Annotated in this window: 12 protein-coding genes and 1 riboswitch; of the genes, 6 read left to right on the top strand and 6 right to left on the bottom strand. The window is 71.4% G+C overall.

Annotation, left to right across the window (positions count from 1 at the left end; genetic code table 11):
• Positions 1-63 precede the first annotated feature (63 nt).
• Together J5V16_RS02235 and J5V16_RS02240 are read left to right on the top strand one after the other, a co-directional pair.
• On the top strand, positions 64-1,662 hold the full coding sequence (locus J5V16_RS02235; protein ID WP_208494309.1) for a glycoside hydrolase family 43 protein: 1,599 nt from the start codon (positions 64-66) through the stop codon (positions 1,660-1,662).
• 73 nt (positions 1,663-1,735) lie between these two features.
• Positions 1,736-1,951 (top strand): CsbD family protein, encoded by a 216-nt coding sequence (locus J5V16_RS02240; protein ID WP_208494310.1) that lies wholly within the window; start codon positions 1,736-1,738, stop codon positions 1,949-1,951.
• Positions 1,952-2,041: 90 nt separating this feature from the next.
• Here the strand turns inward: J5V16_RS02240 and J5V16_RS02245 are convergent, their stop codons facing one another.
• From J5V16_RS02245 to J5V16_RS02255, 3 genes are all read right to left on the bottom strand, one after another.
• A complete protein-coding gene (locus J5V16_RS02245) occupies positions 2,042-3,103 on the bottom strand; it encodes a LacI family DNA-binding transcriptional regulator (RefSeq protein ID WP_208494311.1) in 1,062 nt (353 codons plus the stop codon).
• A 98-nt stretch (positions 3,104-3,201) separates the two neighbouring features.
• Entirely contained in the window at positions 3,202-6,126 is a 2,925-nt protein-coding gene (locus J5V16_RS02250) for a glycoside hydrolase family 2 TIM barrel-domain containing protein (protein WP_208494312.1), read from the bottom strand.
• A gap of 377 nt (positions 6,127-6,503) precedes the next feature.
• On the bottom strand, positions 6,504-7,172 hold the full coding sequence (locus tag J5V16_RS02255; protein WP_208494313.1) for a hypothetical protein: 669 nt from the start codon (positions 7,170-7,172) through the stop codon (positions 6,504-6,506).
• Between the two features lie 240 nt (positions 7,173-7,412).
• Here J5V16_RS02255 and J5V16_RS25325 point away from each other — a divergent pair, with 240 nt between their 5' ends.
• Together J5V16_RS25325 and J5V16_RS02265 are read left to right on the top strand one after the other, a co-directional pair.
• The gene (locus J5V16_RS25325) at positions 7,413-8,351 is read left to right on the top strand and encodes a DMT family transporter (RefSeq protein WP_208494314.1); all 939 of its coding nucleotides are present in this window, start codon (positions 7,413-7,415) and stop codon (positions 8,349-8,351) included.
• 746 nt (positions 8,352-9,097) lie between these two features.
• The gene (locus tag J5V16_RS02265) at positions 9,098-9,889 is read left to right on the top strand and encodes an SGNH/GDSL hydrolase family protein (RefSeq protein ID WP_208494315.1); all 792 of its coding nucleotides are present in this window, start codon (positions 9,098-9,100) and stop codon (positions 9,887-9,889) included.
• Between the two features lie 109 nt (positions 9,890-9,998).
• On the opposite strand, the gene J5V16_RS02270 is transcribed toward J5V16_RS02265, so the two are convergent.
• On the bottom strand, positions 9,999-10,232 hold the full coding sequence (locus tag J5V16_RS02270) for a hypothetical protein (protein ID WP_208494316.1): 234 nt from the start codon (positions 10,230-10,232) through the stop codon (positions 9,999-10,001).
• 105 nt (positions 10,233-10,337) lie between these two features.
• On the bottom strand, positions 10,338-12,446 hold the full coding sequence (locus J5V16_RS02275) for a RecQ family ATP-dependent DNA helicase (RefSeq protein ID WP_208494317.1): 2,109 nt from the start codon (positions 12,444-12,446) through the stop codon (positions 10,338-10,340).
• A 56-nt stretch (positions 12,447-12,502) separates the two neighbouring features.
• Here J5V16_RS02275 and J5V16_RS02280 point away from each other — a divergent pair, with 56 nt between their 5' ends.
• Positions 12,503-13,096, top strand: coding sequence for a DUF1349 domain-containing protein (locus J5V16_RS02280; protein WP_208494318.1), 594 nt, complete (start codon positions 12,503-12,505; stop codon positions 13,094-13,096).
• A gap of 191 nt (positions 13,097-13,287) precedes the next feature.
• Here the strand turns inward: J5V16_RS02280 and J5V16_RS02285 are convergent, their stop codons facing one another.
• The gene (locus tag J5V16_RS02285; protein ID WP_208494319.1) at positions 13,288-13,659 is read right to left on the bottom strand and encodes an MGMT family protein; all 372 of its coding nucleotides are present in this window, start codon (positions 13,657-13,659) and stop codon (positions 13,288-13,290) included.
• 98 nt (positions 13,660-13,757) lie between these two features.
• Positions 13,758-13,860, top strand: a riboswitch (TPP riboswitch).
• 32 nt (positions 13,861-13,892) lie between these two features.
• Between J5V16_RS02285 and J5V16_RS02290 the strand changes: the two genes are divergently transcribed.
• Positions 13,893-14,495 (top strand): ECF transporter S component, encoded by a 603-nt coding sequence (locus J5V16_RS02290; RefSeq protein WP_208494320.1) that lies wholly within the window; start codon positions 13,893-13,895, stop codon positions 14,493-14,495.
• Position 14,496 lies beyond the last annotated feature (1 nt).

The raw sequence follows: 14,496 nt of genomic DNA on the forward strand, positions 1-14,496 counted from the left end.
TCGTTATTGGATAGCGCTTGCAAACCGGGTGCGGGACCGGTTGAATCGACCCTTGTGACCGACGTGATCCGCAATCCCATCCTGCCCGGCTTCCACCCCGACCCCTCGATCGTCCGGGTCGGCGAGGACTACTACCTGGCGACCTCGACCTTCGAGTGGTGCCCCGGCGTCCGCATCCACCATTCGCGGGACCTGCGGCACTGGCGGCCGCTCGGCGGCGTGCTCGATTCGCCGCAGCTGCTCGACCTGACCGGGGTCCCCGACTCCGGCGGCGTGTGGGCGCCCGACCTCACCTACGCGAACGGCCGCTTCCACCTGGTCTTCTCGGTGCTCGACACCTACGCCTACGGCTACAAGGACTGCGCGAACTACCTGACCACCGCCGAGACCGTCGACGGTCCCTGGGCGGACCCGGTGCGGCTCCCGGGACGGGGCTTCGACGCCGCCCTCTTCCACGAGGACGACGGCTCGACCTGGCTCCTCAACATGATCACCGGCTTCAAGGGGGTCGAGATCCAGCGCCTCGAGGACGGCGAGGCGGTCGGCGAGCCGGTCCTGCTCCTCGACTCGAGCCCCGCGGGCGTCACCGAGGGCCCGCACCTCTACCGGCACGACGGCTGGTACTACCTGCTGTGCGCCGAGGGCGGCACCGGCTTCAACCACGGCGCGGTCGTGGCCCGCTCCCGGAACCTCCTGGGACCCTACGAGATCGACCCGAACGGGCCGCTCCTCACCACCCGCGACAAGCTCGACCTGCCGCTCCAGAAGGCCGGCCACGGCTGCTTCACCACGACCCCGGCGGGGGAGTGGTACATGACCTATCTGACCTCCCGGCCCTACACCGAGGTCGAGGACGGCCTGCCCCAGGACGCGCGCGAGCGCGACGCGACCGGCCGCTGCGTCCTCGGCCGCGAGACCGCCATCGCGGCCGTCTCCTGGACCGACGGCTGGCCCCGCATCGAGGGCGCCGCACCGGCACTGGAGGTCCCGGCCCCGTCCGGACCCGTATCCGCGGCGCCCGAGGCGCCCGCCCGCGACGACTTCGACGAACCGGCCCTCGACCCGCGCTGGAACACCCTCCGCCGCCACGCCGACCCGTCCTGGCTCAGCCTCGCCGCCCGGCCCTCGCATCTGCGCGTGGCCGGCGGGCAGTCCCCGCACGGGAAGCGCACGCCCAGCCTCGTCGCCCAACGCGTGACCGCCAAGCACGGCGTCTTCGAGGCCGGTCTCGAATTCGACCCGCGGACCGCGGACCAGACCGCCGGGATCACCGCGTACTACAACGGCTTCAACTGGCACTGCCTGCAGGTCGGCCTCGACCAGGGCCGCCGCATGCTCAGCCTCGTCACCTGCGACCGCGGCCGCCGCACCGCCACGCCCGTCGCCGCCCTCGGGACCCGGCTCGACCTGCGCATCGCCTTCGACGGCCCGACCTTGCGGTTCGCGTACCGCGAGAACGGCCCCTGGCAGGACCTCGCGGTCACCGCCGACACCACGATCCTCTCGGACGAGCACGCCACCTGGATCGAACCCGGGCTCGTCCACGCCTTCGGCTTCACCGGCGCATTCGTCGGCCTCTGGGTCCAGGACCTCGCCGCCGAAGGCGGCTTCGCGGACTTTGACTACGCCGACTACCGCCCTGCGCCCGCGTCCCGGCCCTGACCAGCGGAGGTGTGACCAGGCCCGGAACGGGTACCCACGCCTCAATCACCGTTCGAGAAAGGACGGCAACGCCATGGGTGGATTCGACAAGGCCAAGGACAAGACCGACCAGGCCGTCGGCAAGGCCAAGGAGAAGGTCGGCGACGCGACCGACAACGAGAGCCTCGCTAACGAGGGGCGCGCGCAGGAGCTGAAGGGCAAGGCGAAGGAGGAGTGGGACGACCTTCGCGAGAAGGGCGACGACAAACTCCACGACGCCAAGGAAAAACTCACCGGCGACGATGGGTGACGACGGCCGGCGCTGACCGGACGCCCAGACGGACTGCGAACCAACGGGGCCGGGCCGCTGCACAGCGGCCCGGCCCCGAAACGTCTGCCTTCACCGCCGCGGCGGCGGGGCCACGGTCTCGCGCACCACGATGTGGGTGCCGAGCACGACCTGGTCGGATGCGGTCGCCTCGCGGCGCAGCCCCAGCCGCACCGCCTCGCGCCCCAGCTCTTCGTGCGGCACGTGCACCGTGGTCAGCGCGGGCGTGAGGTCCGAGGCCAGCGGGATGTCGTCGAAGCCGACCACCGACATGTCCTTGGGGACTTCGATCCCGGCTTCCCGCAGTGCTTTCAGCACGCCTGCCGCGACCATGTCGGTCGCCCCGAAGACCGCGGTCACGTCGTCGCGCTTGCCCACGAGCTCCCTGGTCAGGTCGTACCCGCTCTGCTTCGAGAACTCGCCGGGGATGATCAGCGACTCGTCGACCTCGACGCCGTAGTCGGCGTGCGCCCGCCGGAACCCTCGCACCCGTTCGTCCGTAGTGGACAGTCCGACGCCCATGCCCATGTACGCGATCGTCTTGTGCCCGGCCGACAGCAGGTGCGAGGTCATCGCGTACGACCCGCCCTCGTTGTCGTAGTGCACCACCGTCGCCGGGACGTCCTCGCCCAGCGACGGCCGCCCGCACAGCACGAGCCGCGACCCCGAGCGGTCCAGCGCCGAGGCGAAGTAGCGCATCCGCTCGTTGTACTTCCCGTCGTCCCACGCGCCGCCCACGACGATCACGGCCTCGGCGTGCTGCTCGCGCATGAGCTCCACGACCGCGAGCTCCCGTTCCGGGTCGCCGTGCGTCGTGCACAGCAGGCACAGCCGCCCCTCGGAGGCGGCCTGCTGCTCGACCCCGCGTGCGATGTACGCGTAGAACGGCCCCGTCACGTCGTCGACCACGAACGCTACGGTCTTCGTCGTCGCCCCGGCCAGCGCGCGGGCGTGCGCGTTGACCACGTAGTCGAGTTCGCGCATGGCGCGCAGCACCTTCGCGCGGGTCGCGGGCGCCACCGGGTAGTTCCCGGCGAGGACCCGCGAGACCGTCGGCACCGACACGCCGGCCCGGGCGGCCACGTCCCTGATCGTGGGGCGCTTGCCGGTCTCGGCATTCGACTTCTTGGGCACTGGGGGCCTTCTCTCACCGTTCTCGGGGATGCGACGGGTCCGCACCCAGGGTATTGCACGCTCGCGTATTCCTTTGTGCGCGGACCCGTCGCATGCGCCTACTCGGTCGCTTCGAAGCCGAGCGTGAACGCCGCGGCCTGCGGGAGCAGCCGGTGCTGGGGCAGGACGCCGGGGCCGCACGCGGCCGAGCCCATGCCGTGCAGGCCGGCGTCGAGGTTGACGTACACCCGGTCGCGCTCGACGAGCTCGTGCGTGTGCTTGGCGGCCTCGATGTCCTCGCTGGTCCACGGGCGCACCGTGAACGCGAACTCGGGCGCGCCGAACACCTTGAGGGTCTTGCCCTCGCCGGTGAGGGACGCCCAGCGCACGTCGATGCGGGAGCCGTTCTCCTGCGGGAACACGTACGGGGTCTGCATTCCGGCCACGGTCGACCGGAAGCGGCCGACGCGGGCGGCCGCGCGGGTGTCGGCGTAGGCCTCGCCGGGCCCGCCGCCGAACCACTCGACCTCGTCGAAGCCCCGGGGCAGGGAGGCGCGCACGCCCAGGCGGGGGAGCGGGAAGTCCCACTCGCCCTCCGGGTTCACCTCGACGGTGAGCCAGAGGCGGCCGCCGTCGAGGCGCCACCGGTAGACGGTGCCCATGGCGATCTCGGCCCCGGCGGCGCCGACGCGGGTCGACACGGTGAGTCCGTCCGCAGTGGACTCGATGTCGAGGACCTTGTGCTCGAGCCGGTAGAGGGCGACGTTGCGGTCGCGCCACTGCTGCACGAGCGGGGCGTGCCAGCCGAGCAGGTCGTTGTCGGTGGGGGCCCGCCACAGGTCGAGGCGGGGGCCTTCGATCTCGAGCCCGCCGATGGCGGTGAGGCGCCCTAGCGCGTCGAACGCGGCGCCGCCGAGGCGGTAGCCGCGGTCTTCGGCGACGGCGGCGGTGCCGCCGTTCGCGGACCCGGGCGCTCCGGCCGCGAGTTGCGCTTGGCCCCAGGCGATCTCGTGGCCGGCTTCGGCCCACGCCTCGTCCTTGGCGAGGACGGCGCGGACGGTGAGCCAGCGTTCGCCTTCGGCCCGGCCGAGGGCGGCGACGCCGGCGGGGAAGGCGACGACGGCGGATTCGCCGGCGGCGATGCTCCGCACTTCGAGCTCGCCTTCGGCGACGATGACGCCTTCGTCTTCGACGGCCCAGGTGAACGCGAGGTCGCCGGTGTCGGCGAAGTCGCGGAGGTTCTCGACGGCGACGGCGCGCGAGCCGGGCTGGACGGTGATGCGGACGGGCTCGATCACCTTCTTGAACTCGACGAGGCCGGGGGAGGGCTCGCGGTTGGGGAAGATCAGCCCGTCGACGACGAAGTTGCCGTCGTGGAGGGGCTCGTCGAAGTCGCCGCCGTAGGCGAACCACTCGCGGCCGTCCGCGTCGTGCATGCGCACGCCGTGGTCGATCCACTCCCAGATGAACCCGCCCTGGCAGCGCTCGTGCTGCTCGAACAGGCGCTGGTACTCGCTCATGCCGCCGGGGCCGTTGCCCATGGCGTGCGCGTACTCGCACAGGACGAACGGGATGTTGCGGCGGTGCTCGTCGAGCGCGGGGTCTTTGGTGCGGTCCTCGGTCTTGTGCCCGATGCGGTCGGTCTCGGCGTGGTCGGCGTACATGCGGCTGTACATGTCGACGTAGCCGGAGTCCCAGTCGCCTTCGTAGTGGATGGGGCGGCCGGGGTCGCGCTGCTTGGCCCACTGGGACATGGCGGCGAGGTTGTCGCCGGTGTGGGACTCGTTGCCGAGGGACCAGATGATGACCGAGGCGTGGTTCTTGTCGCGCTCGACCATGCGGGCCATGCGGTCGAGGTAGGCGTCCCTCCACATGGGCTCGTCGCTGGGGTTGTTCCGCCACTCGTGGTGGACGAAGCCGTGGGTCTCGAGGTCGCACTCGTCGATGACCCAGACGCCGATCTCGTCGCACAGGTCGAGGAAGCGGCGGTCCGGCGGGTAGTGGCTGGTGCGGACGGCGTTCACATTGTGCCGCTTCATGATCTCGAGGTCGCGGCGCATGGTCTCGACGGCGAGGGTGCGGCCGGTGTCGGGGTCCCACTCGTGGCGGTTGACGCCGCGCAGGAGGATGCGCTTGCCGTTGACCTTGAGCAGGCCGTCCTCGATCGCGACGGTTCGGAAGCCGATGCGCAGGCTGACGCGCTCGGTGGCGGTGGCGACCTCGGCGTCGTACAGGCGCGGGGTCTCGGCGGTCCACGGTTCGACCGCGACGCTGGCGGTCTCGCCGGCGGCGATGTCGATGCCGAGCTCGGGCACGGTGACGCGGGCGTCGGCCGCGGTCTCGGCCGATACTTCGACCCTGAGGGTGCCCAGGCCGGTGGCGTGGTCGTAGTCGGCGTGCGCGAAGACGTCCTCGATGCCGTGCTCGGGGCGGTGGACGAGGGCGACGGGGCGGAAGATGCCCGACAGCCACCACATGTCCTGGTCCTCCAGATAGGACGCGGCGGACCACTGGTGGACCCGGACGGCGACGGTGTTCTCGCCGGCCACGAGGTGTTCGGTGGCGTCGAACTCGGTGGGGAGGCGGCTGCCCTTGCCGTCGCCGAGGAGGGTCCCGTTGACCCACACGGCGAACGCGGAGTCCACGCCTTCGAAGCGGAGGACGGTGCGGCCGGTGGCGGGCCACTCGGCGGGGAGGGTGAAGGTGCGGCGGTATTCGCCGGTGGGGTTGGCGTCGGGGACGCGGGGCGGGTCGACCGGGAAGGGGTAGACCGTGTTGGTGTACTGCGGCTTGCCGTAGGGGGCGTCGCCGTCGAGGTCGGTCATCTGCCACATCGACGGGACGGCGAGGGTGGCCCAGCCGCTGCTGTCGAACGCGGGGGCCTCGAAGCCCTCGGTGGTGTCGTGGAGGCCCGCGGCCAGGTTGAAGCGCCACTCGCCGTCGAGGCTGAGCGCGGCGGCGTCGGAGGCCAGCGCCGCCCGCGGATCGCGCCGCCCGCTACCAGGGCTAACGCTTTCCACGTAGGTGAAATCGGTTCGGCTCATCGCCAGGGTTCCCTTTCCAGTATGCGATCGGCCCGGTCGGCGCAGGGCCGACCGGACTTCCGGCCCGACCGCCGAGCTGCCGCGCGTCTGCGCGGCCGCCTCGTCTCGGTTCGGCGATGCGGGCCCGCTCATTGTCCGCCATGGCGCGGACGCGTCTACCCCGCCCGGGTCCGCTGTCCCAAACAGCAGGCCGACCGGGTAGATACCGTTTTCTATCTTAAGGGTGGCGGGTGAGGTGTCAATACCCGGGAGGCGTTCATGTTCCTGAAGTGAACAAGCGTCATGGCTTGTTCGAAGGAAAAACGTCGGGACCCCGAGCTATGGTTGCGCCAGGGGTCCCTTAAGGGGGATTTATCGCGATAAAGCGTGATTCGATGCTATTCGACCGGCTTCAGCATCGAGGAGAACACCACCGTATCCGCCGGGTAGTGCTCTTTCGCGTACGCCTCCAGCTCCGGTGTGACCAGGAGCGCATCGATGATAGCGACGCCGTTCTGGTCGTCGGCCCAGCCGCCGTAGACGTAGCGCGGGAATGCCGCCACGATCTCGTCGGCGATCGCCTGCAGCTCGGCCGTGCCCAAGTCTTCGGCCGGGTCGCCGATCTCCGGCTCCTGGTACTGCAGCTCCGGGTAGTCCGCCATGTCGATGTCCGCCGTCGAGACCGGGTCCTCGGTGAGCACGAACGACTTCCCGTCGAACGTCCCCGTCACCAGGTACGAACCCCACCGCACGCCCTCGGCCTCCTCGTGCTCGACCGCGTCCCAGTCCCAGCCCGTCACCGGCAGCCCGCCGCACTGCGGCGGATACGACTCCGCCACCGCGCCGCACAGCTCCGCCGCGTCCCGCTCGACCCCCTGGAGCACCGTCAGCGCCCCCCGGTAGACCACCGCGTCCGGCGGCGTCGGCTCGCCCGACTGCTGGTCCGACTGCGAGCCGACGTCCGAACCGGTCCCGTCCGCGCCCGCGTCGCCCTCGCCCTGACCGCACGCCGCCAGCACCAGCAGCGCGGCGAGCGGAATGAACCGTTGCAAAACCTTGTGTCCCATCATGTTCCTTCGACGCCGCCCACCCCCGACGGGTTCCCGCCGAGCCCCGGCCGAAGCGGAAACCTGAGCGCCCCAGGAGACAACACGGTCTGAAAAACACGGGCGGTAAAACACAGTCGAATAACAGATAACCGAAACCCGGCACCGATGCTAGGTTGAGCGCGGCGCCACCAGCGCCCCCGGCAGGAGCGCCCGCCCACCAAAGGCGCCCGCCAGCCCCACCTTGAGGAGCCGCCACCCGTGAGCGACAAATTCAACCCCCGCGCCGCCATCGCCATCGGCATCACCGTCCTGTGCTGGGCCTCGGCCTTCGTCTCCATCCGCGACGCCGGCCGCCACCTCGACCCCGGCCCCCTGACCCTCGGCCGCGCCGGCGTCGCCGCCGTCGTCCTCCTCGCCGTCTGGGCACTCCGCCGCGAAGGCCTCCCCAAACGTGCCGCCTGGCCCGGCATCCTCACCGCCGGCGTCCTCTGGTTCGGCCTCTACATGGTCGCCCTCAACTGGGGCGAGCAGCTCGTCGACGCCGGCACCGCCGCCCTCATCGTCAACATCGGACCCATCCTCATCGCCCTCCTCGGCGGCTGGCTCCTCAAAGAAGGCTTCCCGCCCCGCCTCTTCCTCGGCATCGCCGTCTCCTTCGCGGGCGTCGCCGTCGTCAGCCTCTCCATGTCACGCGACGGCGCCTCATCCGTCCTGGGCGTCCTCCTCTGCCTCGTCTCCGCGATCACCTACGCCATCAGCGTCGTCGTCCAGAAACCCACCCTGAAGCACTGCACCTCACTCCAGTTCACCGCCTTCGGCAACGCCATCGCCGCGGTCCTCTGCCTGCCCTTCGCCCCGCTGCTGTTCTCCCAGTTGGGATCCGCCCCCACCTCGGCCACGCTCCACGTGCTCTACCTCGGCCTGTTCCCAACCGCGCTGGCCTTCCTCACCTGGGGCTACGCCCTGCGCTTCACCACCGCGGGCAAGCTCGGCGCCACGACCTACGTCGTCCCCGCGATCGTGGTCGGCCTCTCCTGGCTGTTCCTCTCCGAGGTCCCGACCTGGCTGACCCTCGGCGGCGGCGCGCTGGCGCTCGTCGGCGTGGCGATCTCCCGCTCGCGCGGCAAGGCGTCGAACACGGCTCCGAAGCCGCCGGTCGAGGCGACCGACACCGCGGCCCCGGCGGCGAAGGCCTAACGCCCCCAAGCGCTCCGCGAGGCGGTCGAGGCGGGCCTTCCAGTCGGCCTTGGCGGCCGCGACCTCCTCGGCTGAGCCGAGTTTGGCGATCTCGACCTGCACGGCGGTCTTGGCCTCGCCCTTCGCGGTGAGGTTCGCCAGGACGCGGGTGCCGTCCGAGGCGTCGAACCGCACCGACTTCGGCGGGGACGCGCTGCGCTGGGTCAGCGTGAGGTCGTCGAGCCAGCCGGCCTGCGCGTCCGGGTCCGCCAGCTGTTCGAACACGGCCGCGATCGAGGCGGAGACGGTCTTGGAGGCGTTGGCGCTGAACGTGCCGTCGGGGCGCTGCCCCGGCTCGCGCAGGCCGCGCTCCTGCTCGTAGCCGACCGTGATGGACTGCGCCCACCAGCCGTCGACCTCGAACTCGCTCACCAGCATCCGCGCGATCGCGGTGTGGTCGAGCTCGGCCGCGCCGCGCTCGTCGAGGAGGGCCAGCCAGGTTCGCCAGTCCGCACCGGTCCCCTCGATGAGGGCCTGGTCGGACATGGTCTGGCGGCGCGGCGACGTCGATGCACCCATGGCTCCAGCGTAGGGGAGGAGTACGGTGCGGGCGCCGCATCCCCGAGAGAACGCGGACCGGCGCCGGGTCCCGCTTCCGCCGTCGAACCGGGCCGTGTCACTTTTCACCATCTCTGGCGGTTTAGGGCGTGATTCGCATCGTTCGGGCGTTACCGTTCCTCCACGATCCCGATCGGAACGGAGTCCGCATGATCCCTGCCCGCCTCGCGGCCGCGGCCCTCGCCGCTACCGCCGCATTCGCCCTCCTGCCCGCCGCCGCGGCCCACGCCGAGTTCGACCCCGTCCGCTATGTCGCACTGGGGGACTCGTACTCCTCGGGGACCGGCACGGGCGACTACTTCGACCCGGCGTGCCGCCGCTCGGCCAGGGCCTACCCGCAGCTGCTCGCGGACGGGCTCAACGCCGAGTTCACGTTCGAGGCCTGCTCGGGCGCGAGGACCGCGGACCTTCTTTCAACGCAGCTCGGCGCGCTCGACGCGGAGACCGACATCGTCACGGTCACCATCGGCGGCAACGACATCGGCTGGGCCGATGCCGTCAAGGCCTGCCTCACGCCGCTCGCGGACTGCACCGACGAGATCGAGGACTCCGAACGGCTCGTCCAGCTCCAGCTGCCCGGGCTCCTCGACGGCGCGTACGGCGCGATCGCGAACCGCGCCCCGAACGCGGACGTCTACGTGCTCGGCTACCCGCGCCTGTTCAACGGCGCGAGCACCTGCGGCGCGCTCAGGCAGCCGAGCGTCGCCGAACAGCTGCTCATGAACGAGGCCGCCGACCGGCTCGCCGGAGTAATCCGGAACAAGGCCGAGGAGCACGACTTCACCTATGTGGACGTGCGCCGCGCCTTCGAAGGGCATGCGATCTGCGACGACGTCGCCTACCTGAACGGCCTGGCCTACCCGCCGTCCGAGTCGTACCACCCGAACGCGATGGGCCACCAGAACGGCTACTACCCGGCGATCGCCCGCGCGATCGTCTAGTGAGGCCGGTCGGCGGGACGGCCGCGCCGTCCCGCCGACCGGTTGCGGCACTTGAGCACGGGTCCGGCGGTCGCCGCTGGACCCGTTGCGCGCGTTCAGGAGCGGACCGTCAGACCCAGTACGTCAGATAGAGGTCCCAGCCGGCTTCCTGCTGCTCGCAGTAGTAGCCGTCGGCGTTGCCGCTGCCGACCTTCGCCTTGCCGACCGTGTGGCACTCGGCCTTCGTCGTGTAGGTGTCGTGGTAGACCGGGTGGCCGTCGGCGGCCGAGGCGGCGGCGGGCGCCGCGCCCGCGGCGAGCGCCAGGCCTGCGAACGCGGCTGCCGTGATGGTGCGAATCTTCATGTGCGCCTGCTTCCTTGATAGGAGTTCTTCAGTGCTGCACCCGATGTTCGACCATCACGGCCCGAAAGTCCAGATCCCTTGTGGCCCTGAGTCCTCCAGTGGAGCTCAGGCCTGCAGTGCGAGCGCGAGCGGGTACACCGCCGCCGCCCCGGCCTCGCGCAGCCGCATCGCCGCCACGGTCATCGACCAGCCGCTGTCGCGGAGGTCGTCGACGAGGAGCACGCTCGAGGCCGGTACGGGGAAGTCCACCGTGAACGCGTGCAGCACCTGCTGGAGCCGCTGGGCGCTGTTGGCGCGGTGCATGCCCGCGCCGGTGTCCGAGGCGCGGCCGAGCGCGCCCAGGAACTCCATGCGGCCGAGGCGCGCGATGCGCTCGGCGAGCCCGTCGACCAGTCGCGGGCGCGAGAGCGAGCCCATCGAGACGACCGCGGTGGGCCGGTCGGCCCAGTCCCAGGACGCCAGCACCTGCACCACCGCTTTGAAAACGTCCTCGGGGACCTCCCGGTCCGCGCCGTCGGCCAGGAGCTCGCGCAGCGGGCCACCCCAGCCGATGTCCGAGAGCCGCGCGAGCGCCCGGCCCGGCTCGGCGCCCGACCCGACCGGGATCTTCCCCTTCAGGTCGATGCCGATGGCCTGCAACCCGGTGGGCCACATGCGCTTCGCCTCGAACGGCACGCCCGGCTTCGACAGCGCCGCCGCCGCCCCCGCGGCGGCCTCGTCCGAGACGCCCGCCTCGGTGCGGGTGCCGGTGCAGTTGTCGCAGCGGCCGCACGGCGCGGCCTCGGCGTCGTCGAGCTCCCGGCGCAGGAACTCGAGCCGGCATTCGCCCGTGGCCTCGTAGGCGAGCATCCGCCGCTGCTCGTGCCTGCGGGCCGCCTCGACCTTCGCGTACCGCTCGGCGTCGTAGGCCCACGGCTGCCCGGTGGCCTCCCAGCCGCCCTTGACGCGGCGCACCGCGCCGTCCACATCGAGCACTTTGAGCATCATCTCGAGCCTGGTGCGGCGCAGGTCGACCCGCGTCTCGAGCGCCGCGGTCGACAGCGCCCGGCCCTCGGCGGCGAGCACGTCGAGCGTGCGGCGAACCGCCTCCTCGGCCGGGAAGGAGAGCGACCCGAAGTAGTCCCAGATCGCGCGGTCCTCGCTGCCGGGCAGGAGCACCACCTCGGCGCGGTCGCGGGCGCGGCCGGCGCGGCCGATCTGCTGGTAGTACGCCACGGGGGAGGAGGGTGCTCCCAAGTGGACGACGAAGCCGAGGTCGGGCTTGTCGAAGCCCATGCCGAGGGCGCTGGTGGCCACGAGCGCTTTGATGCGGTTGCCGAGCAGTTCCTCTTCGCGCTCAAGGCGTTCGGCGTTCTCGGTGCGGCCGGTGTAGGAGGCGACGGCGTGGCCGCGCGAGGCGAGATAGTCGCTGACCTCCTCGGCGGCGGCCACGGTGAGCGTGTAGACGATGCCCGAGCCGTCCATGCGCGGCAGCTGCTCGTCGAGCCAGGCGAGGCGGTGGGCGTTGTCGGGCATGTCCACCACCGAGAGGCGCAGGGACTCGCGGTCGAGGCTGCCGCGTAGGACGAGCGTGGCGGCGTCCTTCTTGTCGAGCTGCTCGGCGATGTCGTCGGAGACGCGGGCGTTCGCGGTGGCGGTGGTGGCGAGGACCGGGACGCTGCCGGGCAGGTCGTCGATGAAGGTGGCGATGCGCCGGTAGTCGGGGCGGAAGTCGTGGCCCCAGTCGGAGATGCAGTGGGCCTCGTCGACGACGAGCAGGCCGCACCCGGCGGCGAGCTTCGGCAGCTGGTAGTCGCGGAAGGCGGGGTTGTTGAGGCGTTCGGGGCTGATGAGGAGCACGTCGACGGCGTCCTCGGCGATGGCCTCGGCGATCGCGTCCCAGTCCTCGGGGTTGGCCGAGTTGATGGTGCGGGCACGCACCCCGGCGCGCTCGGCGGCCTCGATCTGGTTGCGCATGAGCGCGAGCAGCGGGGAGACGATCACGGTGGGGCCGGCGCCGCGGCGGCGCAGGAGCGAGGTGGCCGTGAAGTACACCGCGGACTTGCCGAACCCGGTGCGCTGCACGAGGAGCACGCGGCTTCCGGTGCCGTCCGGCCGCTTCTCGCAGAGGGCTTCGATGGCCCGCCACTGGTCCGGGCGCAGCCGCGCGCGCTCGCCCGCGAGGGCGCGCAGCAGTGTCTCGGCTTCGTCTCTGAGCGTCGCTGTTCCTGCCATAAGGACCGTTGTACCGCACTGGTGTGACGGCCCGCGGCGACAGTAGGCTCGGGGCGATGGACATTGCGGCACCAATCGAGATCATGTGGAAGTCCGGCGCCTGGACGGCGCTGCCGGTCGCGGCGGAGGAGTCGGGCGGCAGGCTGCTCGTCACCGCCGCCGAGGGCAGCGACGCGTGGCGGCACACCGGTTACGGCTTCGTCCACGAGGACGAGCACGCGCTCCTGGAGGGCTGGGACCGCGGCCGCGCGGTCGAGGTGAGCTTCATCGCCTCGTTCGAGGCGCAGTTCGACCAGGCGGGGCTCATGGTCCGCATCGACGCCGAGCGCTGGATCAAGGCGGGGGTCGAGTTCGCCGACGGCGCACCGCAAGTGGGGGCCGTGGTCACGGCGGGCAAGTCGGACTGGTCGGTCGCGCCCGTGCCCGAGTGGGCGAGCCGCGAGGTCACCATCCGCGCCAGCCGCTTCGAGGACGCGGTCATCATCCGCGCCCGTGTCGAAGACGAGCCCTGGCGGCTCGTCCGCCTCGCCCCGCTCGACCCCGAGGCCGAAGTGCAGGCGGGGCCGTACTGCTGCGCGCCCAGCCGGGCCGGGCTGACGGTCGCGTTCACGTCGTGGCGGCTCACCGAACCTGACGCGTCGCTCCACTGAGCCTTCGGCCCGGTGCCGCATCCCCCGGCGCCCGCTGAGCGGCGACCGCCTCACCGCATCCGGCTCGGCTCCCGCCTTCGGGCTCGGTGAAACGTGTTCGCGTCCTGTTCGAAAAGCGATGTCGCACCCGAGGAGTACTTTTGCACCAGGGGTCCCTAAGGCCGGAAATATCGTGATTTACAGCCTTATTTCTAGTCTTCTTCGTCGTCCAGTGCCGGTTCGTCCTCGTCCAGTTCGGCGGCGAGGAGCTTGAGGTCGTAGACCGACATGCGCTGGGACTGGTCGGCGCGGCCCTTGGTGCTCACTGTCACGCCGTCGGCGCGGAGGAGGTCGGGCACGTCGCGGCCGGTGCGGCCGTCGGCCCAACGAAAGCCCTCCGAGACCGTGCCGCCTGCCGTGAGGACCCGGTAGGCCCGGGCCACGTTGCCGTCCCGCATGTAGGCCCCGACCTGTCTCGGGCCCGTGCCGATCAGCTCCGCGAGGTCGCCGTACGAGGTCCAGGTGCCCTCCGGCAGCGCCTCGACGACCCGCCGCACCCGCTCCCAATCCCGTTCAGTCGTCACCACGGCAATCTACAAGCCCCGCACCGGCGCGCCCGGAGGCGTCCGGCGCCACCAGGCGGGATCGCCAGGGCTGACGATCCGTCACCTGGTGTTAACGTCGAAGCTGACAGGGGAGCCGATGGGCTGAGAGTGCGGAACCGACCGCAGACCCTCACACCTGATCCGGGTAATACCGGCGTAGGAAGTCGTCCGCCGCTGTCGCGCAATGCCCGCACCACCCGAAAGGCAAGCCCATGCCCGACAGCTCCGCCCTCGCCGACCCGCGCCGCTGGCGCACCGTCGACATCCTCACCTGCGCCGTCCTCGCCGTCGCCTTCGGCGTCGTCTTCTGGGCGTGGGGATTCGTCTGGAACGGCCTCGACCCCGTCCTCGCGTTCTACCCGCCGCTCAAATCGATCCTCAACGGCGTCTGGCTCATCCCCGCCGTCCTCGCCCCGCTCATCGTGCGCCGCGCCGGCGCGGGCCTCCTCACCGAAGCGCTCGCCGCGACCGTCTCGGCGTTCCTCGGCTCCTTCTGGGGCGTCGCCGTGATCCTCCAAGGCCTCCTGCAGGGCCTCGGCGGCGAGCTCGCCTTCGCCGCGACCCGCTACCGCCGCTTCGGCACCCTCGTCGCCCTCGCCGGCGGCGCCCTCGCGGCCGTCGCCCTCGCCTGGTTCGACGTGCGCAACTACTACCCCGACTCGGACCTGTGGGCCTTCAAGGTCCCGTACTTCGCGCTCGCCATGGCCTCCGGCGCGCTCGTCGCCGGGCTCGGCTCCCAGGCCCTCGTCAAGGCCATGCTGCCCACCGGCGTCCTCGACCGCTTCCCGTCCGGACGCGAACGCCAGCGGGTCTGAC

Source organism: Glycomyces niveus, from assembly GCF_017592475.1.
GTDB lineage: Bacteria > Actinomycetota > Actinomycetes > Mycobacteriales > Micromonosporaceae > Glycomyces > Glycomyces niveus.